Genomic DNA, 26,243 nt, shown 5'->3' on the forward strand with positions numbered 1-26,243 from the left:
CAGCGTCCGAAGGCGCTCCGTCAGGAGCGCCCCGTGGTTATTTGCGATCTTTGTCCCGTCCCTTGGCATTGCCCGGGTGTGTTGTCCAAACCGGGTGCACCGAAGGTTGGGCAGCGGGCGTCGGATTGATGACGGGCACAGGGGTATAATCCCAATCCACCGCGCCGTCCGATGTACCGGTGGCCATCGCGTTGATCCCGTCTTGTGGATCTGCCGCTTCGTTTGCGGGTGCGGGAACGACGATCACTGCGTCGGGGGTCGCGTCTTCGACAAGAACTTCGGCGGCTGCGGGTGCAACATTCATCACTTCCTCGGTGATCCAGGATGCGTCTTCTTCTGCACCGATGGACAGGGTCAACGCGTCAAGGGTGACCGTCGAGGTCGGGCTTTCACCCGGAGCCACGATAAAGTTCAGGTCGTCGGGATCGGTCGCTTGTGGCGCGGGTTCGATACCGCGGCCATCACGTTTGCCGCCACCGATGTTCCCGCTTTGCTTCCCAGCGGGGCTACCGGTGTTGTTCTGCCACAACCCGCTGTCCTGGTCGGCCAGGCCAAGCTCTCCGTACGGTTCGCCCATTTGATCCGAGTCGCCAAACGCGGCACGGGTCGGATCTGCGCCATCACTTTCCGCCACGGCGAGAATATGATCGATGACCCACGGCGCGGGCGCCCGCACAATGGTCCACGCGCCGTTGGGCGCAAAGGGTACGACGAATTCATTATACTCGCCTGCCCAATCGATCATCCGATCATGCGAGGTGTTGGCAATCAACAGGTCACGACCGCCGCCGCCATAGGCAAGGTCACCGTAACCCGAGATCGGTGTGGTTGCCGCATCTGGGGCATTGTTTGCACCGCCGGCAGTGGTCAGATTGTCGTCAAGGTTCAGGATATCCGTTCCGAGACCACCCCAGACGTTGTCACGCCCCGTGCCGCCCATCAGCCAGTCCGCACCGATGTCACCAAAGATCTTGTCGTCGCCATCGCCCTTGGCCCACTCGCGGGACGTTGGCGTCAGCTCACCTTCGGTGTGGTCAAAGTTCAGGACAGACCCTTCGATCCGCACCAGCGCGTTGGTGCTGTCATAGTACCCATCCGGCGCCACCAGACGACCGGTTGCCGGATCAATCATCGGCCGCCAGTCACTGGGTGCATCATAGAACTCGGCCAGGGCCTCGGCACCGGAGATGCCGTCATTGCCCGCGCCGCCGTGCAGGGAATCGTCGCCCAAGCCGCCATAGATGAGGTCGTCACCGCCCAGATCCCATGGTTCCAGATCGACGGTTTTGTTGATTTCGCCCAGCGGGTTCAGAATTGCATGGAATGCCCGCGCGTTGGTTGTGACAATCTGTTCGGTGCGCGCCGTGGTCAGGTTGATCAGAGCCTCGGTCCAGCCGTTGCGGCTGGTGAGAATCTTGCCGTCATCTCCGAGAATGCCGTCATTGCCGGTTCCGCCGGAAATCCAGTCATCACCCGCGCCGCCGATCACGTCGTCGTCCTGGGCTCCGGCATAGACCGTGTCATCACCGCCTTGGCCGTGGATGATGTCATTGCCGCCTTCACCATGGATCAGGTCGCCGCCGCCGATGTCGGTCGCCGCGCCGCCCGGAGTATAGGCGAGGTATTCGACCGCCCGCACCTGCACCCGTTCGGTGGCATCGGTGCCGGTGATATCCCACGCATAGTTCAATGCGGCTCCGTCCAGCACAATCCGGTAGATCGTGCCGTTGTCCCCGAGGATGACATCCGCATCACGGGCATAGCGGTCGTCGCCGCCGGTCCCCATGCTGTTGCGATCCAGATCCTGTGACGTGCCACCAAAGATGGTGTCGGCGTCATCGATGAGCCGTTCGCCATCGGGGTCGCCACAGCTGTCGCCCAGGAACAGCAGCGAAGAGCCACCGATCAGGTCATCCTGGCCCAGACCGCCGATGATCAGATCCGATCCGCCACCGCCTTCGATGTAATCGCCACTGTCGCTGGCCGCGCCGGTTTCGATAGCCACGGGCCCGCCAATTGCGTCAAAGTCGATTGCACCATCGCCCAGAACCGTGTCTGCGCCGCGCTGACCAAACAGCCGATCCGCATCCGCGCCACCCGCGATCAGGTCATTGCCCCAAGTCGTGCGGCTCGCATTTTCGGAATGATCCAGCAAGCTGATGTCGCGGCCCTGGCTGCCAAAGGGGTTGGTCTGCCATACCTGATCCACATCGGCCGTGTAGCCTGCTGTAAAGAACCCGGTTTGCGGATCAAGCGTATACAGCGTCTGTCCCATGAGGGTGCGCGTGCGCTGATCGAGGTTGTCCGCGCGTCTCAGGATCTCGGCATTGTCGCCCGCAACCACATCGTCGCCCGCGCCGCCATCGATGGCATCATCGCCATCGGCACCTTCACAGACATTGTGCCCGCCAATCAGGTCGTCCTGACCGTCACCGCCGGAAATCAGGTCGCCGCCCTGGCCGCCCACAGCAATGTCATCGCCGAGTCCAAGGATGATACGGTCATCCCCGCCGCCATCCAGCGTTCCGATATCGCGCGACGTGAAGGTAAACGGCAGATCCGCCGCGGTTGTCAGCGGCAGTTGCGACAGGTCAATCGCCCCGTCTTCGAGCCGTTCCAGCCCGCCGTGATCGCCAAAGGCCAGATCGTTGCCCGCGCCTGTGACAATCAGGTCGGAACCTGTCCCGCCAAAGACCGCGTCATTGCCGTCGCCGCTGTCGATGATGTCGTCGCCGCCGTCCAGCGGTGCGATCGTGTGCACCGCATCAAGACTGGACACGTCGCCATCAACGTCACGCAGCACGGCACCGGCATCGCCAAGCACGATATCCATGCCCGCGCCGCCGAGGATCGTATCGCCATCCGCGCCACCCAGCGCGATGTCGTTTCCTGCGCCCAGCGTGATCGTGTCCGCCCCGCCCTTGTCTGTGTCGATCGATGTCGCACGTGCCAGAGCGCCCGCGGTGAACAGCAACCGGCCAAAGTCACCAAAGGCCAGATCATCACCATTGCCGGTGTCGATGTCATCGCCGCCGGTGCTACCCAGAACCATGTCATTGCCGTTGCCGGCAACAATCGTGTCGCCATCACCGAACACCGCGTCCGAGGTTTCTACCGTCAGCAGCCTGCCACCACTGAGAATGACAATCCCATTGTCGCCGAGAATCAGATCGCCGCCCTCGCCCGCATTGACGTTGTCTGCACCAAAGCCCGCCAGCACGATGTCATCGCCATTGCCCGCGATGATCGTGTCATTGCCGCCTATGCCCGGCGTCGCGGTCTGGAACAGCTGTACCACTTGAGCGCCGGGTGTGAATGTCACCAAGCCGCCATCGCCCGCGATCAGGTCTTCGCCGTCGCCCCCGTCGATCTGGTCGCCGTCTTCGCCGCCCATCACGATATCGTCGCCGGTGCCACCTGAAATCGTGTCCGCCCCGCCATTGCCTTTGTCCATGAACCGGGTTTCGGCACGTGTGACCAGCCCGCCTGCCAGCAGGACTTCGGCGTGATCGCCAAAGACGAGATCATTTCCGGCATCGCCCTGGATCAGGTCGCCTGCCGAACCACCAAGGATGAGGTCATCATCCGCGCCGCCCGAAATTGCATCCGTGCCGCCTGTGGTCGCCATTTCGTCAATCGTGACAACGCGCGTGATCGCGCCATCCGTCCACCGGACAAGGCCATGATCACCGTGCACAACGTCTTTGCCGTCCTCGCCAAAGATGCTGTCATCGGCAGCACCGCCAAGGATGACATCGCCACCCGTGCCACCGCGGATTGTGTCATTGCCGCCCGTGGTCGCCGCCGCATCGGTTGTACGTGCTGTTTGCAAGGCACCGTTGCTGATGAGGATCGCGCCAAAGTCGCCGATCACCACGTCGGTTCCTCCACCTGCGCTGATATCGTCGCCATCCGCGCCACCAAGGATCAGGTCATCGCCGTCCTGACCTTCGATCTGGTCGGCCCCGCCAACTGTCGGCGCAGTGGTCGTGACTGCCGTTGCCCCGGCTGTTCCCAGTACCTTGAGAAGACCCGGCTGCAGGATGCGGCCATTGTCGCCAAAGATGATGTCGTCGCCCGCTCCGCCGCGCAGAGTATCTGCGCCTGTGGCACCATCGAACGTGGTTGTGACGCGTGTGATCAGATCGACTTCGAACCGCCCATCGCCATAGATGTGGTCAAGGCCAGCCCCTGCGATCACCAGATCATTGCCGCCACCCGCCGCGATGTGATCGCCGCCGGAGCCACCAAGGATGACGTCCGTACCGCCACCTGCGTCGATCACAACCGTTGTCGTGGTCGCGGAAACATCGATCAGGTCATCGCCATCCGACGGGAAGCTGAACGCGTTCTCGTCGATGCCATCGATGCTGCTGGAATAGCGCAGGCCAGTGGCAGAGGTGTCACCGTAAAGAACAAGCGGCCCATCATGATCAAGCGCCGTCAGGCTGTCATTTCCGCCACCGCCATGGATAGCCGTGATTGCGCCCTGTGCCGTGCTTTCGACGACGAACGTGTCGTTGCCGCGGCCCAACATGACCTCGACGATGTCCATGTCCGTATAGGTGATGCCGCCGGCATAGGTGACCGGGTTGGGTGCACCCGGTTCGCCAGTATCCAATGTCAGCTCACCGCCCATACCAAGTCCGGAGATGTTGTCCGCGGTCAGGCGGCCGCTTGTATCTGCGCTGGTGCCATCAGAGAAGACGTTGACCCGATCGATATCGCCGGTCTCGTCTGTGTCCGGCTCGGGCTGTGTCGGTGGCACATCCGTTTCCGTGGGCAGGATGACAGCGGCAACAATCGACCGGTTCTCTGGTCCGACACCACCGTTCAGCAACAGCGGGCCCTGCACCGCATCGACACGATGCGGGCTGGCCGCAACGGTCAGGATGGGATTGTCCGGGTCGACAGGTGCCAGCCCCGCGATCATCGAGACATCGATCTGGATCGGTTGGTCCCAGTTGGATGCATCAAAGGTCACGGTATTGCCCGAGAAACGCGCATCCGCGCTGCTCAGGATCGTCTGGCCGTCGTCCTGAAGGGTGACAGTCACCGTGCCGACCGGCTGCTTGGACAGTTGGAGCGTATAGCTGTCGGTCAGCCCATCCCCGACGACAGTGTTGCCGTCGCTTTGCGTGACGATCAGGCTGGCGGTTTCGTCGTCCACCAGTTCTGCTTCGATCTCGACCGCATCCGCGTTGAACCCACCTGTCGTGCTGCTGGCACTGAAGGTGATGTCGGCCATACGGTTGCCGGTCTGTGCGCTGTCCTGCAATGCCGAGACGGTAACGGTTTGCGCCACGTTCCAGTTCGCATCCGTAAAGGTCAATGTCGTCGCGCTGACACCGGCGCCCGGATCCGCGTCCAGTGTGACTGTTACGACCTCGCCTGCATCAAGTGCGCGGGATAGAGTGACAGAGACGGTGTCGCCCGCGCCACCCTCGATGGCACGTGTGCCGCCATCGGTCTGCGTGACCACGATCCCGGCCGCGTCATCGTCTCCCACATCGACAGACAGGTTGCCGATGCGCGCGCCGTTCAGGGCGGCGTCATTGGAAATGATGGAATGGCTGATGATGGCGACGGTCGGGCCTTCTTCGACCGTGTCATCGGCGGCTTTAACGAACACGGTGCGTGCGTCGTTCCAATCGGTCGCGTCAAAGGCAACGACCAGCTGCTCGGCCCATGTCACTCCATCGAGCGACACCAGAACACCGCGCGCACCGGCCCCTTGGGCCGAGGACGGGACAGCCGCCGAAACGGTGATCCACGCGCGTGTGGCCGCGTCCGCAGGCAGCGCGGGCATACGCAGCGTATAGCTGTCAAAGAGCCCGCTGCCTTCGCGCACCGACGTGTCCGCGCCAGATGGCGTAATGACGACGGGTGTTTCCGCATCGACCGGTTTGACCAGCAGGTTGACGCCCTGGGCGAGCAAGGTGGCATAGCCTGCGTCCGTGGTCGGATCGGCATTGGTGATATGGTTGATGACGCCGGTCTGTCCGCCGGACTGGGCGGCCACGACAGGTTGGATGACCGACCCGCCGACGTTGAACGTATCGCTTCCGGTGCCACCGATGATCGTGGTGATCGCGTCCGGGTTGGTCGACTGGATATAGAACGTGTCGTCACCTTCGAGGCCATCAACCTCGAGCGATTCCTCGACGCCGGACAGCGTGATCGACAGGCCGGCGCCAAAGACGCCGTCCCTTGTGACGAGGAAGACATCATCGCCTTCGGTGCCGACCGCGATCACGCGGTCAAACCCTGCGCCGCCATCAATATCGACCGGTGCATTCACGTTATAGCGGACTTCGTCATCGCCCGCGCCCGCGTTCAGCTGGGTCTGGCCGACAAGGGAAATGTCGCTGCTGTTTTCCAGCAGGAAGGCGCGCATGAGGAAGACATCATTGCCGTCCTCGCCTTCCATCCGCAATTCAGCGTGGTTGGAGTAGACACGGAACGTGTCATTGCCAACGCCACCATAAAGGACAGTCGCCTGCGAGATCCCGCGGCTGAGCAGTCCCAGCGTGGTGTTGACGGTTGCGATCTCGTCGCCTGGGGCCACGTTCGGCGCCGCGCGGCTCGTGCCAAAGATCTGACCAACCTGGAACGTGTCGTCGCCTTCACCCGCGTCAATCGTCAGCAGGGCAGAGTTGTCGTCGATGACTACCAAGTCATCGCCAAGGCCGGTATCGATGCGCACACGTGCATTGATCGACTGGTCATAGTCGATGCGCTCCAGCGCGTCATTGTAACCACCGGCCCCGTCATCCTGAAGCAGCGCGATAAAGTTGGCGCGAACCAGGACCGTATCGTTGTCGGTGGTCGTGTTGATCGACATCGTGTCGATACCATCGCCGGGCGCGCCACTGTCGGACACGCGGATCAGCACGTCGCTTGTCCCCGTCAGGTCGATCCGAACGTCATCCGATCCGCCCTGTCCGTCGACGGTGAACGCATCGCGCAGACCATCCCGCACCGTTGTCATGGACGGCAGACGGTCGATGAACACCGTGTCGTCGCCGTCTCCGCCCAACAAAAGCGTATTGCCGTCGATCGACTGAACCGCGACGGTAAAGCTGTCGTCCTCGTCGCCGCCGATCATCAGAATGGCAGCGGCGTCCAACACACCCTCAAGCAACATTGTCCCACCGGCCGCATCGCGGTCCAGCAGATCAATGGAGAGCAGCATGGTTTCGCCCGCCACGAACTGAGCGTCCGCTTGCTGCCAAAGGCTGTCGCCGCCCGAGACGGTCAGCGCGTCGGTCGCAGTCAGAACAGACCGTGCCTCGAACGCAGCAGCATCGCCTGCGTGCAGGTCGATGACCTGGGCATCAACCGTGGCGTCATTCTCTACCGTCAGATCCGTTCCGGCGCTGAGTGCCGCGGTACCGCTGGCCTGCATCTGCGAGGACTGCCGCAGTGTCACCGAGCCAGACGCTGTGCCTGTGATGGACGCGCCGGACATGGTTGCGCCGACCCCGTGGAAGACATCCGCAGCGGTCAGCGTGATCGCACCGACGGCTGTCATCGACGAACCCGCACCGGTCGTCAGCGACGTAGCCGCATCCGCGCCGATGGTTGTCCCGGCCGACATCGTGCTTTGTGCGCCGGTCGTGATCGAGGTGTCTGCCGCAAGCTGAATGGAGGTGCCCGCCGACATGTCGCTGCGGAACCCGGTGACAAGCGCCGCGCCCGCATCCACCGCGACACTGCCGCTTGCGGACATCGTGCTGTCCTGTCCGGTGACAATGAATTCTGCGGCCTCGATCTGGATCGCGCCACCTGCGGTCATCTCGCTGCGCAGGCCGGTAGAGACGGATGTGCCGGCGTCCAAGGACATGTTCTGACCCGCCCGAATGGTGCTTTCGGTGCCGGTGGCGATGCTGGTGCCTGCCTGCATGGCCAAGCTTGTGCCAGCTGCCAGGTCGCTCTCCGTGCCCGTGCTGATCGATCCGTTTGCATTGATCGACATGGCGGTGCCTGCAACCACGGAACTGCGCAGGCCCGTGCTGAGGTTGGTGCCTGCGTTCAGAGCAACTGTCCCGGTCGACGAAATCGAACTGTCGGTGCCTGTCTGGATAACGCCTGTTGTCGTCACGTCGATCGCGCTGCCATTCATGTTCGAGGCCGCGCCGGTGGAAACGCTTGTGCTGTTGACCGTCAGGCTGGTGCCAGCATTGAGGTTGGACGAAACTCCCGTTGAAAGCGTGCCGCCGATATTTGCCACGAGCGCCCCGTTTGCCGCCATCGTGCTGTTGGCGCCTGTGGACACGGTCGCGCCGATTTGCGCCGTGATCTGGCCGCCGGACACCAGCGAATTCGCACCTGTAATCAGGTTGGCGGCATTCAGCGTCATGGCACCGAGCGCCCGCACCGTGCTGCTGGTGCCGGTCTGGATGTTCGAGGATGCAACAAGGGTGACCGCGCCTGCGATGGCTTCGATCCGGCCGTTGTCCACGAGGGTGATATTTGCCGGGCTGATCAGAACCACGGGACCCGTGTTGCTGATCACCGAGGCCACCGTCATGCTGTTGGCCGTTTCGGTCAGCCAGATGCCCTGCCCCGCAGAGGCGGTAACCGTGCCGGCACCAGAGAAGGCACTGTCGATTTCAAGTGCATCGCTTGCCGTCCCGATGATGCCGGATGCCGAAATGATCACGGAGTCGGCGCGCACAGCGGCCAGCGACGATGTATCGCCGTCAAGAACCGAGCCGCCGTTGGCGGTCAGTTCGGCATTTGCGCTGGCATAGACGGACTCCACCAGAATGCTGCCCGAACGCGTTTGCAGTTCGGCGTTTCCGGCTGTGGCATCGACATCGCCGACGACCATTGTGCCAGACACTTCAACCAGGTGGACAGAGCGCGCAGTCGCGACATCCAGCCGTGCCGTGTCGAGTTCAAGCAGATCGGATGTGGTCCCGATCGTGCCACCCGTTGCACGCAGGGTCACGTTCGACCCGACGACATCCGCCGCCGCGTCCCCGGTCCCATCAAGAAGCGATCCCTGACCGCTCAGAACGACAGCGCCACCGGCGCGGATCGTTTCGATCCGCATGTCGCCTGCCGTCTCGTTCAACGTGATCGACCCATTCACCGCCGTGGCGGTAACGAGGCCTGGCGATGCGTTCGAACTGTCGATGTCAAAGGCGTCTGTCGCACTGCCGATGTTGCCCAGCCGCGAGATCAGCGTGACATCCCGGGCGCGCACGTCGGTGGCAGAGGTGCCAACACGGTCCGACAGGTTGCCGCCCGCTTCGATCCGCGCCAGCCCGTTCAGCGCCGACACGGAACTGATCGCCATGGAGGACAGACCTTGCGCCAACAGGCGCACGTCGCCCCCGGTCGAGGTGGCATTTAGGATTTCATAGGCCGCTTCGACCGTGTAATCGGTTGCGACCGTCTGGAAAGAGCCGCCGCCTAGATCGGTGGTCAGAACGCGTGTCAGCTTGCCCGCTTCGCCGACAAAGTTGATGTCGTTCCCGGCCGCGAGGTCGAGGCGGATCATGTCTGCCGCCTGCGTGGTTGGCGTCGATGCAAGGAAGCTGGTGTTGGTGCCTTGGATCTTGAGGTGCGAGTCGTTGCCGGCGTGGGCCAGCATGGTCACCGGTGTGCTCGAGATCGTGCCATCGACAAAGTCGCGACCGCGGATCAATTCGACCTCGAACGCCTTGCCGCTGCTGCCGATGTCGCCGCGGTCGGTGATGATCGTGACGGCGGGGATCAAGCGACCCGCATCCATGGTGGCGAACATCTCGCCAGCATCGCCCGCGATCAACTCGACGCCGCTGGCCTGTTCGATGTCGCCGCCCGCGACATAGAAGTCAAAGATGGCGGCCACATTGGCAATATCGTTCAGGAACAGAACGTCAGAGCCCGTATTGGTCGAATTGTTCCGAATGGTGAACTCGGTATAGTCGCCGCCCGCGTTCCGGATGTTGAACCCCGGAATGATGTCAGCCGGTGCAGGCCGTTTGTCGATGACATTGATGTCCGGCTCGCCCGCATTGTCCGAGATCATGTCGACCCGCTGAACGTGCAGGTCACGCGCGGTGTCGTTGATCAGGTGGACACTGTTGAGCAGTTTGGGCAGGTAGATGTCGGCATCACCGCTGACAACCCCGCGGATCAGGCGGATATCGAGTGTGCCGCCCGCGTCGTTGACGATGTCATCAACGAGGATCCGGTCATTGGTGATCGTGGCCCCCACGTTCGAATCTGCCGAAATCGTGCCGTCTGCCAAGACGTGCAACAGTTTGTCCTGTCCATCCCCGAGGAAGATCGAACCGCGCAGGTTCACGGTGTCGTCCGCGTCATCGCCAATGCTGGTAACGGTCGCGTTTTCTTCGAGGAAGGTGACAACGCGCACCAGTTTGACCACCTGTTCGGTCACCCATTCGACAATGGCATCGAGAGGCCATGGCAGCCATTTGGTCACTTGGCGGACCACTTCGACGATGGTCTCAACAAATTCGACGATGGGGCTTGATGCGTCTGCATTGGCGGCTTCGGAGATATTGAGGTCTGATGCGCCGTCAATGTCGACCGCGCGCGTGACCATGACAGCGTCATCCGCCATGTCGACCACGGCCTGGCCATACGCCTTGCCGATGGCCGTGGCGTTTGCGGTTGCCGCAACCGCCGCGTCGGCGTTCGATTGGCCAGTCACGTTGAGCGAGTCGCCGCCCGAGCTGCTGTTGTAATCGGTGGCAAAGCCGTCGACGTCGATATCGATCAGGGCTGCGGCTTCGATCCGGGACGCGCCTTCCATCAAGACACGCGATTGGGCCTTGTTACCGGACGAGCCGATGGCGACTTCGGACAGACCGGTGGCGTTGGAACCTCCAATGGTGACGTTGCTGGTGCCCTGTGCGGTCTGATGACCCGAGATGATGTTGGTTGCGTCGATGTCGACAGTGCGCCCGGCAAGTACGGTGGCCCCATCCCGAAGGATGACGTCTGCATCAAAGGTCGCGATATGCGCATAGGCATAGGCCGCACCGGCAGACAGGAATGCGCCGCCAACGGTCATGGACACGTCCACATCCAGATCCAGCGTGTTGCGCGCGTTAAGCTGAACGTCATTGGATGCGTCGATCCGGGAGTTCGTGCCCAGAATGACATTTGAGTCCGATCCGCCGCTGATGTCGGAGACAGACCCGCCACGGCTGGTGATCGAGGGGATTGACAGGTTGGCAAAATCTCCGGTGAACAGCGCCACCAGAGTTTTCGTCAATTCCTGGCCGGAATTGCCCGACACGTCGGAAATGACATTGGCCATCGTCTCGGCCAGCAGTCGGACATCACGTGCCGACATCGAAGAGTTCGCCCCGGCTTCTGTATTGGCCGTCGTGTTGATCGCGCCCGAGTTTTTGGCAAAAGCACCGGCCACGAGCCCGGCAGACCCGCCAATTGCATTGACGCGCAGCTCGCCAATGGCGAGCGCCTTGATCTTGGCAATGTCGGCGGCCGTCAGCGACGCGCCTGTTCCCAGAATGCCGCGTGCATTAGTCGTCGCGTTCGAGACCGCCTCTGCTGTGCCGCCCGAAATCAGGCCTGCTGCGTTGTTGTTGGCCTTGCCGTCAGCCTCGTTGTAGGCGCGTGCAAGTGCATCGATGTCATCTGTCGCGGAGACTGTCGCGTTGTTGCCAAAGCCTGCCGAGATATTCACGGTCGAGGTGGCGTTCACCTCGGAGGCGGACACGCCGCCTGCCCCGCCAGCAGAGGTGGTGGCCGAGGCACGGGCCGCGTCGCCTGTGCGGCTGGAACCGGTGTCGTTGGTGTTGAACAATGCGTCGACGTCGACACTGCCTGCCGTTGCAGACACGGTTGCGCCGGAAATCGTGGACCCGACCGTGGCGATCGTCGTTGCGTTGGCCTCGGAATTGCCGATGGCCAACAACCCGCCAACCACGCCCGAGGATATGGCGGTGTTCTGCATGACGGAATTGGCCAGCACCCGAATGCTGTCCGCTGAGATGATGTTGGATGCGCCGCCGGTGATCTGCGCCGTGACACTGCGGGTCATATTGGACAGCGTGTCCGCACCGACACCCGCGAGCAACCCGCCGCCACCGGCGCGCGCTGTCGCTTCGGCGTTGGCAGAGTCGAGCGCCTGAAGGATCAGCGCCCCGGTTGCGGTGACGCTTGCCAAGTTGATGGCGGCAGAGTTGGAGCCGCCAAGTGTCGTGCCGGCCACCGATGTCCCTTCGGCCAGGGCGCCGCCCACGGCGGATGTTGCATTGGCATCTGCGCGTGCAACCGACAGGCTGCTGACGTTCACGACTGCGCCGGACACGGTGCCGCCCGACAGCCGTGCTGAAACGGTGTTCTGGTCCACGGCGAGGGCTGTCGACCCTGTCGACCCGACCAGGCCGCCCAGTGACGATTGTGCGTCAGCACTTGCGCCAAGCCCCAGATCGTTCGCCGTGTCTGCCCGCGCCGTACCGTTGCGTTCGACATTGTGGCGCGCGATGACAACCACGTCGCCCGATGCCGTGACACGCCCCTGTCCAATCAGCGCGCTGAGCGCCGGTGAAACGGTGGCTTGTGCAAGAGAGCTGCCCACGGCGAGCGCGCCGCCGTCCGTGCCGCGTGCGCGGGCGTCCGCGTCGGCCAGGCCAATCGCTTCGACCAGGACCGTGGTTGCATCAACCGTCATGCCCGCACCGCCAAGGCTGGCCGTCAATGTCCCGCCGACGGTTGCAAAGGCTTCGACGCCCGTAGCCGCGATCACCCCGCCGGACGAACTGGTCGCATCCGTGTCGGCCTCGTGGTTGGCATCCGCCGTGACGCGCACGGAAGTCGCATCGATGTCCGTTGCGCCGCGCACCTGGGCGACCACCGTTGCCGCCACATTTGTCGTCCCGGTCGATTTGCCAAGGGTAACCCCCCCGGCTCGGATCGAGTTGATGGTGACATCGGCATCGATATCGCTGTCTGTCATCACGGTCGTTGCGCCGCGCGTCGTGATATCCGAGGCGTTGACATCGGTGCGCACGGTGTTGGTCACATCAACCCGCATGGAGTTGACGCCGCCCGTTCCGATGCCGGCAGACACGGAGGCACCCGTGACGTCCGCAACGACTTGGCTGTCCGCGCTGACAAGGATGGTTCCGACGCCGCCGTCGGATCCTCCACCGATCACGGCACTTCCACCGGTGCGGGCTTCGGTCAGACCACCCACGGAGGCTTCGGTCACCGATGCGCCTGCGGCGATGCTGCCGATGCTTGCTTCGGCGGATGTGAGTTCGATGTCACGCTCGGAGAATGCGGTGATGTTCACGAAATCGGCGTCCGTCACGCGGCCATCGACCTCGGCCTTGGAACCTGCCGTGTCGTCGTGGATCGTGACCGACGCACCAAGCGCACCGATCAGACCGCCCGCGCCGACCGCGCTGGTCGCCTCGGCGTCCACCCGCATATCCGCCTGGACGTCCACGCCACCCGGCCCGGACAGGCCTGCTTTGACCCGTGCCGTGGAATCGATGCTGGCCGTTGCGCCGCGCGCGATATTAGCGACCGATACGCCAGCGCCCACGCCGCCGAGGCCGACCGCGACCGACCCTGCAATCGTTTCAAGATCGATCCGTTCATTCGCCCGGATGTCGATGTCGCCGCCCGCGTTCACTGTACCCGCGACAAAGGCGTCGGTACCTTGCGTGGTCACTGCGGGCGCATTCAGCCCGTCGGTGGCGGCATTTGTGCCCGCCTTGGAATCCACGGTCGTCTTGGCGTCATCGCTTGCCGATGCGAGGCGGGCCGCTGCGCTTGGCGTGCCCGTGCCGTCTATGCCGTCCGCGTCACCGGTGGATGAGAACCCGCCCAGAACGCCGCCGGTCCACCCCGTCGATGTCGCATCGTCTGCAAGGCCCAGGCTGCTGCTGCCACCGTTCGAAAGCTGTCCGCTCTGTTCCTGGGTCAGGTCATTGCCAAGCGACACGACGGAAATCGATGCAGCCAGACCGATGCCAGCCGACAGCCCGCCAGAAACTGTCACAAGGTCCAGATCCAGCAGATCGACCGCGCCGATCATCGCATCGTCTGCCACGGTGAGTGTGGTTCCGGCCGTGGTATATGCGGAGGTGTCCGAACGGACCACCACGACGCTGACCGCGCCCGCAGCACCGCCCGCCAGCGCGACCGAAACACCGCCGTTGCCACCAAAGACATCAAGCGTGTTCGTCGCCGAAATGACCGCAGATGCGTCACTGTTCAGCTGGGCAGAATTGCCGAGATAAGCGGAAGTGTCGCTGTCGACCACGATCACCCCGACCGCGCCCGCTGCACCGACAAAGCCGGATGCCGCACCGGCGGCGCCCAGAACAAACAGGTCTTCCTGGCTGTTGGCAGTTACGGCCGCGCCCTTGATCGACACGGATGCCGCGGCGGGGCCGTTGCCCGTTTCGGACACCGCACCGTTGGCCACGGTCATGTTGGATGTGCCACCGGCCTCGGCAGCCACCGAAGCGCTGCCTGCGATGAACGCATCTGTCGTCTTGTCGATGACCACCACGTTGACCGCGGCCCCACCCGCGCCACTGCCGCCGATACCCACGGCGCCACCGATGACGTCGATATCCGTTGTGTGCGTCGCCGCGACGGCGACATTGTGATCTGCCACAACATCCGATGCACCGTCGATGCCGGCGGTCACGTCCGACGTCACCACGATCGCATTCGCTGACGCGCCGATGCCTGTCCCGCCGCCGCCAGCAACGGCGATGGTGATCGCGAGCGCGTCATCCGTGCCCGCCGCTGTCACTGCAAGATCGCCTGCGCTGCGGACGGTTGCCCCGGTGATCCGCGCCTCGGTGGTGTTGTCGAACACGGCAGCCGATGCACCCGGTGCACCCGCGCCGCCGCCAAAGGCCAGCGCCGCCATGATGTTCAGCGCATATGCGTCAGACACGGCGCCGACGGTGATGTCATGATTGTTCGCAGACGTGGTCAGAACCGCGCCATTGCCGACCAAGGATTTGGTTTCATTGATAAAGACATTGGCCGTACCGCCAATTGCCACAGCGCCGCCGCCCGCCGCGCCGTTGAAGGAGACTGTTTCGACCTGGTCTGTGGACACGGCCTGAATGTGGATGCCGCCCTTGGTCGTTGTCAGGGCCGCTGCGACGCGCTCGCCGGTTGCGCCCCCATCGCCAAAGCCCTGAGCGGTGGCCTCGGACAGGTTTGCATCGTCGACATCGCTCAGGTTGACGTCATTCTCGTCGGTGCTGTCGGCCGCAAATGTCACTCCGACGCCGCCGGTCAGGGTCTTGACCCCTGCCCCGTTCCCTTGCGCAGTCAGGATTGCGCCGCCTTCGACCTCTGTGCGGGTGGACTTGTCCACGACCGACACGCCGCCCGACCCGGCACCGGCGCCAAGCGCGCCTGCGACCGCGCCCGCGACCACGTCCAACGTCGTTTCATCCAGCGCGTTTACCGCAATGGAATCCCCTGCGGTCAGCCGCCCGGTGGATTTGACCGTCGCTTCGGTCGTGTTGTTGATGCTGACCACGCTCGCCGATCCGGCAAGGCCGCCGTAAAGACCGCCCGAGCCTGCGACCGACACGGCGACGGCCTGGTCCGAGGACAGTGCGCGGAGGATGATGTCATCCTTGACTGTCACGTTACCGGCAATCCAGGCCTGCGTTTCCTTTGTGGTAACCTGGACCCCTGCCCCGGCTGCCGCGCCACCGACACCGCCGCCTGAAATGGCGCCGCCGGTTGTCACGACCAGACCGGTGTCGCGCGCCAGAACTGTTGCATCCTGCGCGGCGCTCGCCCCGTCGTCGGTCACGATCGTACCGTTGCCGATCCACGCGCGGGTATATTCCTCTTGTACGGACACGGCGGTTGTGCCGGCCACACCGATGCTGCCGCTGACACCTGCACCTATCGCGCCAGTGATGATCGTCTGATTGGACACGGCAGATACGGCGAGGCCGAGGCTAGACGTGATTTCATTTGCACCGCCAAGTTCGCTGCCCGTGGGCATCGCCGTACCAGTGCCAATGCCGCGAGCGAGGATGTTGCTTGTGCCCTGCACCGATGCTTCGGTCGTGTCACTGTGGAAGGCAACCGCGGCGCCAACGCCTGCGCCCACTGCACCGCCGCCCCCGACACCACCGGCCAGGGATTCGATGGTTCCGTCGCTATCGGCCAGCACGGTGACATTGCCATTCGTGTTGACGGTGCTGTCGTCGATCTGTGCCTCGGTCGTGCGGATCGCCGTGACGGTCGAAAACGCGCCCGCAACGCCGACAGACCCGGACGCGCCACCCGCGACGGTCAACGCGGCGGCAAAAACATCGGATTGCGCGACGACATCGACGCCGGACACGGTCCGCCCCGGAAGGGATTCAATCGCGCGATCGGCAAACCCGCGCGAAGACATTGCCATTGCCGTCACAGACGAATCCGCAATTGTGGCAACAACGTTGTGCTCGATCACGACAGTGCCAACCGTGGCGCCAACGCCCACCGCGGAGTCCGCCGCAACGGCGCCGCCACCGGCCACGATCACGGCAGATGTCACTGGTTCGATCACAGCGCCCTGCAGATCCTGACCCGACAGCCCGTCACGCCCTGTCGCCGTATCGGCGAACAGGGTCACGTTGCCGTCCGTTGTCACGGTGGCGCCTTTGACGGCGGCTTCGACGTCTTCGTCCGAGGTCACGACGGCCACAACGCCCGCCACGGCACCCGAGCCACCGACCGCGCCCGCAATGCCCGCGGCAACAAGGACGGGCGACGACGTGGCGACCAGATCGACGCCCCGGATGGTGCGTGTGTCGCCGCTGTCCGTGACGACAGTTGCGCCTGCGGCGTCCGCTGAAACTGTGGCACCACGTCCGATCAATGCCTGCGTTTCCGCAACACGGGTCAATGTCACGATGGTGGCCCCAAAGGCGGGTCCACCACCGCCGGACACGGCACCGGACAACGGCACGATGATTGCATCGCTGTCCGCTTCGAGCGTCACGTTGCCTGAGGAGGTTTCGACCGTTGTGGCAGCCGGGGAGATGGCCCCGCCATCGTCCACATCCAGTGCCCCGATCGACGCACGTGTTTCGTCCGTTTGCACAACCGTGTTGATGGTTCCCGCGCCGGAAATACCGCCGCCACCACCTGCGCCTGCAACCGTCAGACCGGCTACGACAAAGAAACTGTCGGCATAAAGGTCGACGCCACGCACCGCGCGCGTGCCTTCGTCGTCGGGAATGAGGCTTTGACCCTTGTCCCCCGATGCCCGCACGGTTGCCCCGGCGGCGACCTCGGCAATGGTCTTGGACAGGGTCACGGCCACGGCAACGGACGCACCAATACCGCCAGAGCCGCCCAGTGCGACCGCGCCCGAACCGAAGGTCAGGATCAAATCGCTATCGGAACTGACGGTCACATTGCCATCGGTCGTGATATCCGCGCCCGCCAGAATGCTGGCTTTGGTCTCGTCATCGGTGACGATGACGGTGATCGCACCCGCACCGGCAAAACCCGACGCACCCGAGCCGCCCACGGTGAGGGCGACAATCACCAGATCACTGTCGGCAGAGACGTCCACACCCTTGATGCTGCGTGTCGCGCCGTCATCGGCCAGGGTGCTTGGGCCACGGATGGCGTCTGCGTCGATGTCGGCCGCACCAATAAAGGCCTGCGTGATGCTCTTGCGGGCCACAACCGTGCCGGACAGCCCGACACCGGTGGACCCGGCCCCTGCGGCCACCGCGCCGGTCAGTGCCACAACCGTGGCTGTCGTATCTGCCGAAAGCGTCAGGTTGCCTTGCGTCGCAACCCGCGCGCCGTCCATGACAATCGCGCGCGTAACGGACGCATTGCCGGTAGTCGTCGGGTTTTCATATTCAAGCGAGGGCACGGGGTTCGCGCCGTCGATTGTCTGATCTGTGCCGAACAGGAACGCGCCGGAAAACGCGCCCGCCCCTTGGAACCCGCCGGAGGAGGCAGACCCTGAAATGGCTGCTGCGACCGAAACGATGCGATCATTGGCAGAGACATCCACGCCCAGAACCGACCGGTTGCCGCCAAGGGTGGACAGCACGGATGCCGCATTTGCACTGGCTTCGATGTCGGCGTTGCCGCGAACTTCGGCAGAGGTGTTGTTGATCGTGATCAGCGGCGCCGCGGCGATGCCCACCGCGCCCGCACCGCTGGAAACAGCGATGGCGCCCGCGATCATCGCGGCATTCAGGTTGGCATCCGATGACACCGCGACACTGCCGCCGACGCGCACAGTGCCGTCAACATAGGCGGTGGTTGTGCGGTCCAGTACGCCCAGCGACAGCGACCCTGCGCCCGAGAAACTGTCGGACTGCGATCCGCCGACTGCAAAGGTGATGATAGTGTCACGCGCATCCGCGGCGACGGTCAGGTGCCGCTTGGCCTCGATATGCGCGCCGGTGCCAACGGATGCGATCACGTCGCGGTCCATCGTGGATATGCCGAATGCGGCCCCAATTGCCGTGCTGCCGCCGCGCGCGGCGCCCCCGGCTGCGGTGATCTGGAGGGTTTGCGCCTGTGCGGCCACTGTCACATCCTGCGAGGCAGACCCGCCCGCCGCTACGGTCGAGGCGTTTGCGTCGTCATTCACGCGTGCACCGTCGGCGATCGTCGCCTCGGTGGTGCCCAACACGTTGATGGTGCCAACCGATCCCGCCACTGCGGTCGTGTCCGCCTTGGCCCCTGCGGCGGATAGCATGAACAACTTGTCATCCGTATCGGCCGCAACAACGAGGCCGTTCGCGGTGCCGCCATGGTAATCCAGCCCGCTGCCAAACCCTTTGGCGGTCACATTTGCGGTGCCGGTCAGGGCGGCGCGAGTGGCATGGTCGACCACCAGAACACCTGGCGCGATCCCGATCCCGGTGGTGCCGTTGCCGACAGCTCCGACGATGGAGACGGCGATGAGCTGGTCCGTGGCAAAGACGCCGACCGATCCGTCTGCTGTTACCGTACCGCCGATTTCGGCGGTTACGTCGCTGTCGACGTAGTTCACGCCAACCGACCCGGCGAGGCCAAGGCCGGTATCGGCGTTCCCAAGGCTGGCCGCCAAGGACACGAGAACCGAGAAATTCGATGCGGCGACAGTAACGTCACCTGTGGCCGTCACGGTCCCGTCGATGCGCGCCTCGACCGTGTCATTGAAGATGCCGATGTCAAAGGCCGCACCAACGCCTGTACGATTGCCATCCGCCGCTGCGCCTGCAACGGCAACGGAGATTGCATGGTCATGCGCCGTCACGGACACATCGGCCGCATCCGTGATAGTCGCAGCCGCACCGATGGCGGCAAACGTGTCATCACCCTGAACGGTCACGTTGACCGACCCGGCAATCGCAGTGTCGGATTGCGAACCGCCAGAGCCGCCGACCACAACGCCAACGGTTTCCGAGCGGGTTTCGGCGTCCACATCCACATTGCCGCCGCCTGTCATTGTCACCGTGCCCGAGGCAATCTGCGCAATGGTGTCGCGGTCGAATTTGGTGACGCTCAGCCCGCCGGCGATACCGGTATTGTTGCCGCTGCCGGTTGCGCCCGTGATCAGCGTCAAAGGTGCCGATACGGCCACGACGGGGCCCGCGGCGCGTGCGTGCACATCCAGATCGCCACCGACCTCCAGATCGGTATCAGAAACCGTCGCCTCGGTGTGCTGGTTGATGATGTTGATGCCAATCGCGCCGGAAATGCCCAAACCGGCCTTGCCTCCGACATCGACGGCGGTGTCCGTGATGGTGACATCGCTGGGCATCGGTGTGGTCGCCGCACTGTTGTCCGCAGGATCGCCCGTGACGCCGCCGCTGTCCGGCTTGGCCCCGGCAAAGGCGAGCGTCAGGCCCAGATTTGTGCTGTCGGCGGTGATCGAGACGCTGCCATCTGCCTCGACCCCTGCATCAAAGCCCATCGGGATCGTGTCTGTGACTACATCGCCGATCATCGCCAGCGTCGTGTTGTTCGAAATGTTCACCGCAGAGCTGATGCCGATCCCGGTGGATCCGCCATTTGCCAGGGCAAGGCCAAAGCTGAGCATTGTTGCAGAGTGGTCGGCGTCGACAGTGATCGTATCCGCCGACACGTTTGCACCGTCTTCGATCCACGCCCGCGCGGTGTTGGCATGGTCATTGATAGAAATGCTGCCTTGGAAGTTCAGGTCTTCGGCGCCGCCGCCCGCATCCGTGACGTTGAGAACGAATTGCCGTGTCTCGGCCGCGACCGTCAGTGCATTTGTGACATCCAGGATTGCGCCGTCCGCGATATAGGCATCCGCTTCGTTCAGCTTGGAGACATAGCTGAACGACCCGCCAACCGAGGATCCGTCGCTTTTGGTGGAGCCTTTGAACAGGGCCTTGATGTTCGGAATGCCGACAATATCCACCGTCTCGATGGTTGCGTCCGATGTAATGGAGGCACCTTCATTGCCGGTGACCGTGATGTTGGCGCCTGTGCCGACACCGGCTGTTGCCTTGTTCTCGATCAGCATGATGTTGACCGACCCGCTGGCGGCAAACTTGCCATCTGTCGTGGTGGTGGAATCGGATGTGCCCGCTGTCGCGCTGGCCGCCACATAGCTTGTCGCCACTTTGTCCGGCAGACCACCGGTGGGCGTCAGATATCCCATGAACGGTGTGATCGCGTCGCCCACCCCGGTCAGAGCAGGGCCAAGGCTCTCGTCATAGTATGAGGTAAAGGCCGTCTGCGCATCTGCAATCGCGCCGCGCGTTGCGGATGGGTCTTCGACATCTACACTGTTCCAGATCGTCGAAAATGCCTGAGACAGGGACGGCATCTGGCCCAGCGACGTGCCGAGGTCAGAGAATGCCTGCCCAAGGGCCGGGATCTCGTCCAGCAGGTCGACCTGGTTGGGAATATAAGCTTTGGCGTCGATGATGAGCGACGCGACTGTCACGGTTGCCGCATCGATACGGGCGGTTGCATCATTGTCGAACTGCGACACGTTCACGCCACCTGCGAGGCTGAATGCCGCGCCGGCTTTGGATCCACCAATAGCGGTTGTGCGGAAATTGTCCTCGGTCCGGGCCTGAAGGGTCAAAGCGCCCGCCGTAACAACCGCACCATCAAGGATCAGGGCTTCGGCGGCGAGAACATTTTCGGAGACGATGACGCCTGCCGACAGACCGAATTGACCCGGCCCGCCCCAGCGTCCGGCCAGCCCGCTGGCCTTGCCGGTGATCTGCTGTTGAGCGGCGGCACCCGGCGACTGATCGGCAAGTGCAGGCTTGGATTTGGTCGATGCCTTGGTGGACAGAACGGTTTCTTCGTTCACGGCATCTGCTTCGATGCTGATATCGTCAGTGGCGTTCAGCGTGCCCGACACCTGTGCCGTCGCTTGGTTGTCGAGGAAGGCGAGGGTGATCCCCACTGCCTGGCCCTGATTGGCCTGCGGCTGCACGATCTTGGACGAGGTGCTGACGGCCTGCTCTGTGCTGGTCTCGGCAGAAATCTCGATATTGCTGGCAATGATGCTCGCACCGTTCTGAATGTCGACGGTGGCGTTCGTCGTGGCATCGCCCAGCGTGATGGCAATCGCGGGACCCTTGACGCGTTTTTGCTTGGTGCTCGAGCCGGTCTTTTTCTTGGCTTTGAAGACAAGGCCCGACTGAATGTTCGTCGCGACGTCCAGCGTGTTTTCGGCAGAGGCGTCGATTGAAACGAGTCCGCCCGACTCCAGCACGACGCCGTCCGCGACGGTGGTGGTCGCTGTCGCGTCGGATTCGCCGAAGGTAAAGCCAAAGTTCAGACCCGGGTTCACGAATTGCAGCTGCGAAACAGCGTGAGATGCGATGTCGATCACGGTCTCGGCCCAGACCTGCAGGCCATCCCAAAGATCAACCTTGGCGATGGCTTCGGCGCGCATGAAATGCAGCGGGATCTTCTTGGTCAGTGCGCCCAGGACGGGCAGGTTGTCCAATTGCTGCTGGATCGCATTCTCAAGCTCGCTTGCGGCAAGCTGGATACCGCCTACCAGCAGGGGCACATCGCCGTCCTCGACGTCGCCATCCTGCGATCCATCGTCGGGCAGGCCCAAAAGGGCGTCCACGTCGACCTCGATTTCGACGGCTTTCGAGCTGTCTGCCGTCGCTTCGATCTTCAATTCGCCGGCGCGGATGACCGCGTCACCGATTTGAATGGCTGCTGCTGCGATTTTTTCATTCAGCCCCGGCGTGAAGGCCAGCGCATCCAGCGCAAAGCCTGCGTCGACCGTGATGGTCACGTTGCCCGCTGTGGCAGGCAGGACGTTGCCCTTGGGATCGGCGGCCAGCAATTGCGCGCCGCCGCCGATGACGATTCCGGCGCCCTCGACTTCGGCACCGCCATTGTCGAACGGACTGTTGCCCGAGAAGATACCGGCAAAGCGCGACGCGGCCACACCGCTTCCTCCGCCTTCGAGCAGGATGTCGCCATGGGATCCAACCTGCCCGGCAAGCAGGCGGGTGTCGATGGTTGCCGCATCAACCATGATCAGCTCTGCGTCCATGACGATATCGCCGCCACGGGTGTTCAGATCGTTCTCCATCTTGATCACGTCGGCACCAAAGTCGCCACGCACCGTCAGGCTGCCGGACCAGGCGGTCAGGCCTGTACCAAGTTCGAACGTGTCATTGCCAAAGCCCAGATTGATGACCAGCGGAGCGCCCGCACTGAACGTGCTGCCGCCAAACCGGTTGCCGTCGCCATCGATGATTTCAAACGCGCCGCCACCTGCGGCCTGCAATGTGAATGCGTCGTCACCAACGGTGCCGCCTATGGTGACAGTCGGTTCCATGCCGGTGAAGTTGAACGTGGCAAAGTTGATGGATGCGCTGCCCGCACTGCCCGAGGTGGGCGCGGAGAAGATCGCACCCTGTTGAACGATGACGTCCGTGCCCCCTGCCCCGCCATTCAGCGTGCCGGTCCAACGGCCGGGTTCGTCGATATTGGCCCAAGGGTCATTGACGCCGCCATTGTCCAGCAGGTTCCCGGCGTTCAGTTCAAAATAGAAAGTGTCTTTGTTGTTGTCGGCACCTGTCAGGGTTTCCACGCCCCTGACAAACAGACCGTCCACATAGGCGCGGTCCTCTCCGATAATGTACCACGTCACATCTGCCTGCGGCCCGGTCAGCGTGGCAGAGCCGCCCCCGGTCAGACGGGCAATCACGTCCGGTGTTCCGGCCACGTCAAGCTCGGTCGCGGCGTCGGTCAGTTGCCCGTCGAACCCCTGAAAACGGATGTCGTCGTTCCCGTCCAGAATGTTGATGTCCAGCGCGCCGCTGCCGTAGACGCCCCCCAAGGCGGGTTTGGCAAAGTCGAGCACGGTTTTTGAGCCATCGGGGCCCAGCGAAATCCGAGACAATCCGTCGTTTTCGGTATCATTGTCCCCGATAATGATCGGACCGCCACGGCCCGCTTCGGTGTCATTGATGATTCTCGAATCAGCCGCCGACGTGTCAGTGACCAGTTCGACGTTGACGAAATCCCGCACATGGTCGACGCCGTCCTGTGTCTGCGTGATTGTGCCGGAACCGTCCGCACCAAGGCCATATTCGACGCTCGTGTGCTTGGGCCCTTCGATGATCAGGGTGTCGTCGCCGTCGCCCCCGTCAAAGGAAATGGTAAAGGCCGGATCGGGGCGGAACAGCAGGTCGATGGTGAGTTGGTCGGCGTCCGCAGATCCGGTGATCTGAACGTCGGTCACGCCCTCCAATTCCGAGCTGGCGATCACCAACCCATCGATATCATTGGTTAATTGAATTCGGTAAAGATCTTCGGTGTCGTCAAAGACAAGGCCAAGCGTATAATCGCCACCGTCCGCCAGCGTATGTGCAAAGATCGGATCTGCCGACAAAAGGATGCGCGGTTCCATCGCTTCGACGGTGACCGCATGGCGTCTTTCCGACGATTTTGCACGCTCCCGATGGCGGGCAAACGCTTCTCGGATGAGCGCGCCGTAGCTGCGGCGCTTTTGACGCGGTACCACTCGCGTCGACAACTCAAAATGCGATTTACCAAATGGATAAGCCATAACGGAATTCCCAGCAGACGGGGTGCAATGGGCTGACGCTAACACGGTAGGTGATATTTACGTTAGGGAAATCTTCGTTAATTTTCCGGGCTGTGCGGGTCAGATGCGCCCTGCAAACGCCAGCAACCTACGCCGCCGTGTTGTTGCATCCTTTTGGATGGCCCTTTGTCGTGCGGCAATGCGTGCCTGTCTGGCCCTTTGACGGTCCAGTACCTGCCCCGCGCGGGCGCTACGCCATGGGAGGACTGGCCACAGGATACGCACCAGTTTCCACCTCCAACCGACAAGCGCGGGATCGTCCAGCGACAGACATTCCGTGACCCGCGCTCCGCCGTTGCGATCCGACAGGGTGACCGCCGTGCGCCGTGTTTCGGTCGCATCCGCCAGAACGAGGTGACCGGCCGTTTCGGCCAACCCCTGCTCTGCTGTTTCGCGGCGCGCGCTGTGCAGGCCATCGGCCAGGTGCCCGCGGTCGGTGACGATCACCGCACCGGATTTTGCGAGGCGTTCCAAGCGCGCCACCAAGGCGCGATCCGAGCGCAGGAATTCGCGTCTGTGTCTTCGACGTTGGCGCGCAGGCCAGACCGGCGTGCCGTGGACCAGATGGACCTCTCGGCCCGCACCATCCAGATCCGATGCAACGCCGCCAATCAGCGGCATCTGCTCGAGGACCTCGCCAAGGTTGATCTGTGCGCGGGACCGCCGCACAGGGGTTGGGCGCAGGCCGTTTTGCAGTTCGACCATCTGTTGCACACCGCTGGTCCAAGACCGTCCCGGGTCGGGCAGGCCGGTGGCTGGATCGATCACGGTCAAGGCGTCGTCTTCTATCGCATAATCGTGGTCGCGCCGCAGTCCGTGCTGTGCAGTCAATGCAAGGTTCAGGAGAAAGGCACGCCGCCCCGGTTCAACCGGTAGATCCTCGTCCTGTTCCGCGACCACGCGCGCGCGCCCCAAGGCCGTCAATGCCGGTTGCGCCGCATGTACCCAGTCGCGCCCTTCGGTCAGTGTCGCGGCCAATTCCAGCGCCTTGCGCCCCTCGCGCGGGGCAAAGATCTGGTCTAGCGCTACGCCCCCTGCGATGGCGGTCCGTGTTTCATCCAGCAAGGCGCGGTCCGCTTCTGCAAACAACACGGCTGGCGTTCGCCGTTCGGTGGGGACCTTCATGGGTTTGCCGCGCAGCGCCCTGGTTGCAAGGCGTAGCGGCGTGGCGGGCTCATCCAGCAGGATGCGATCCCGCAACCCATCATGCGCCAGCCGACGCAACGGCCCCACCGTCGCACGGTTCAGCGGAAAAGCGGCGTCTGCCTCGAGCAGTGCCAGCGGTATGCCAAGACGCTCAAAGGATGCGGCCATCCGCCGGAACAGCCTGTCCGGTTCGGTGGTGTGCGTCGATAGGATGGCGACGCCGTCGCGCCCTTGCGCAAGAAGCAGAGCCGCATATTCGAGGATCTGGTCGCGGCGGTCTGCATCTGTCATCTCGACGATCCAGCCGCGGGCGACCGCATGGGCGCGGGCCCTGTCGCGCAGGGGCAGTTTGACCGAAACCGCCGCGTCGGTCGCCATGAGTGCGCTTGCGCGCCGCATCAGGTCGAGGATGGCCAAGGGGCGGAATATCGGCCAGATCCGCACCCAGACCCTTTCGCCAAACCGGTCGAGCGCACTTGGCTTTGTCAACGGCTTGGCAGCCACGGTCAGACCCCGAACCGGTCAAGAAAGATCTGTCGCATCCAGCGCGCGGCCTGCACGGCCAGCGGACTTTGGCCCTGATCGAATCTCACCCACACGCGTTGGTTGAAAAACAACGTGTCGGGGCGACCCTCAACGGCAAGATCAAGGATGAAGACGCTTTCCAATGCGCGGCCTGGCACCGGCCCGAAATCGGCAGCAATCGGTCCGCCATAGGTGGTGGTCAAGGCCGCACTGGGCAGATCCCGCGTGGCACGAGGGGTACGGGCCACGATGCGCGCCGCGTAGACATCGGAGGAATGCGTGGAAAACCGGATATGGATCGGGCCGTCGGCGGCGGCGATGCGGTCAATGTCCTCTTGGGGCACAACGGCCCGCACGACCCATCCGTCGCTGTCATCGGTCACGTAACCCAGCACCGTTCCCTGCGGAATGAACCGACCGCGCGTGTCCGCGCCGATCAGCGGCTGAAAGCGACCCTCCTGCGGGGCCAGAACCTGCAGCGCGTCCCTGAGTTCTGACAGGC

General features: G+C 63.4%; 3 protein-coding genes. All 3 read right to left on the reverse strand.

The window, feature by feature from the left end; translation table 11 throughout:
• Positions 1-37: 37 nt before the first annotated feature.
• Entirely contained in the window at positions 38-24,031 is a 23,994-nt protein-coding gene (locus Q0949_RS20505) for an LEPR-XLL domain-containing protein (RefSeq protein WP_299376957.1), read from the reverse strand.
• 99 nt (positions 24,032-24,130) lie between these two features.
• Positions 24,131-25,720 carry a hypothetical protein gene (locus tag Q0949_RS20510; protein WP_299376959.1) on the reverse strand — a complete coding sequence of 530 codons (1,590 nt, stop codon included), beginning with the start codon at positions 25,718-25,720 and terminating at the stop codon, positions 24,131-24,133.
• A gap of 2 nt (positions 25,721-25,722) precedes the next feature.
• Positions 25,723-26,243, reverse strand: a 521-nt coding sequence (locus Q0949_RS20515) for an HlyD family efflux transporter periplasmic adaptor subunit (RefSeq protein WP_299376962.1), incomplete at its 5' end; no start/stop codon positions are given.

Source organism: uncultured Tateyamaria sp., from assembly GCF_947487805.1.
In the GTDB taxonomy this organism is placed as follows: Bacteria; Pseudomonadota; Alphaproteobacteria; order Rhodobacterales; family Rhodobacteraceae; genus Tateyamaria.

Excerpts from the sequence above, each read along its gene's own strand:
- Q0949_RS20505 (WP_299376957.1), bottom strand. The coding sequence starts at position 24,031 with ATGGCTTATCCATTTGGTAAATCGCATTTTGAGTTGTCGACGCGAGTG.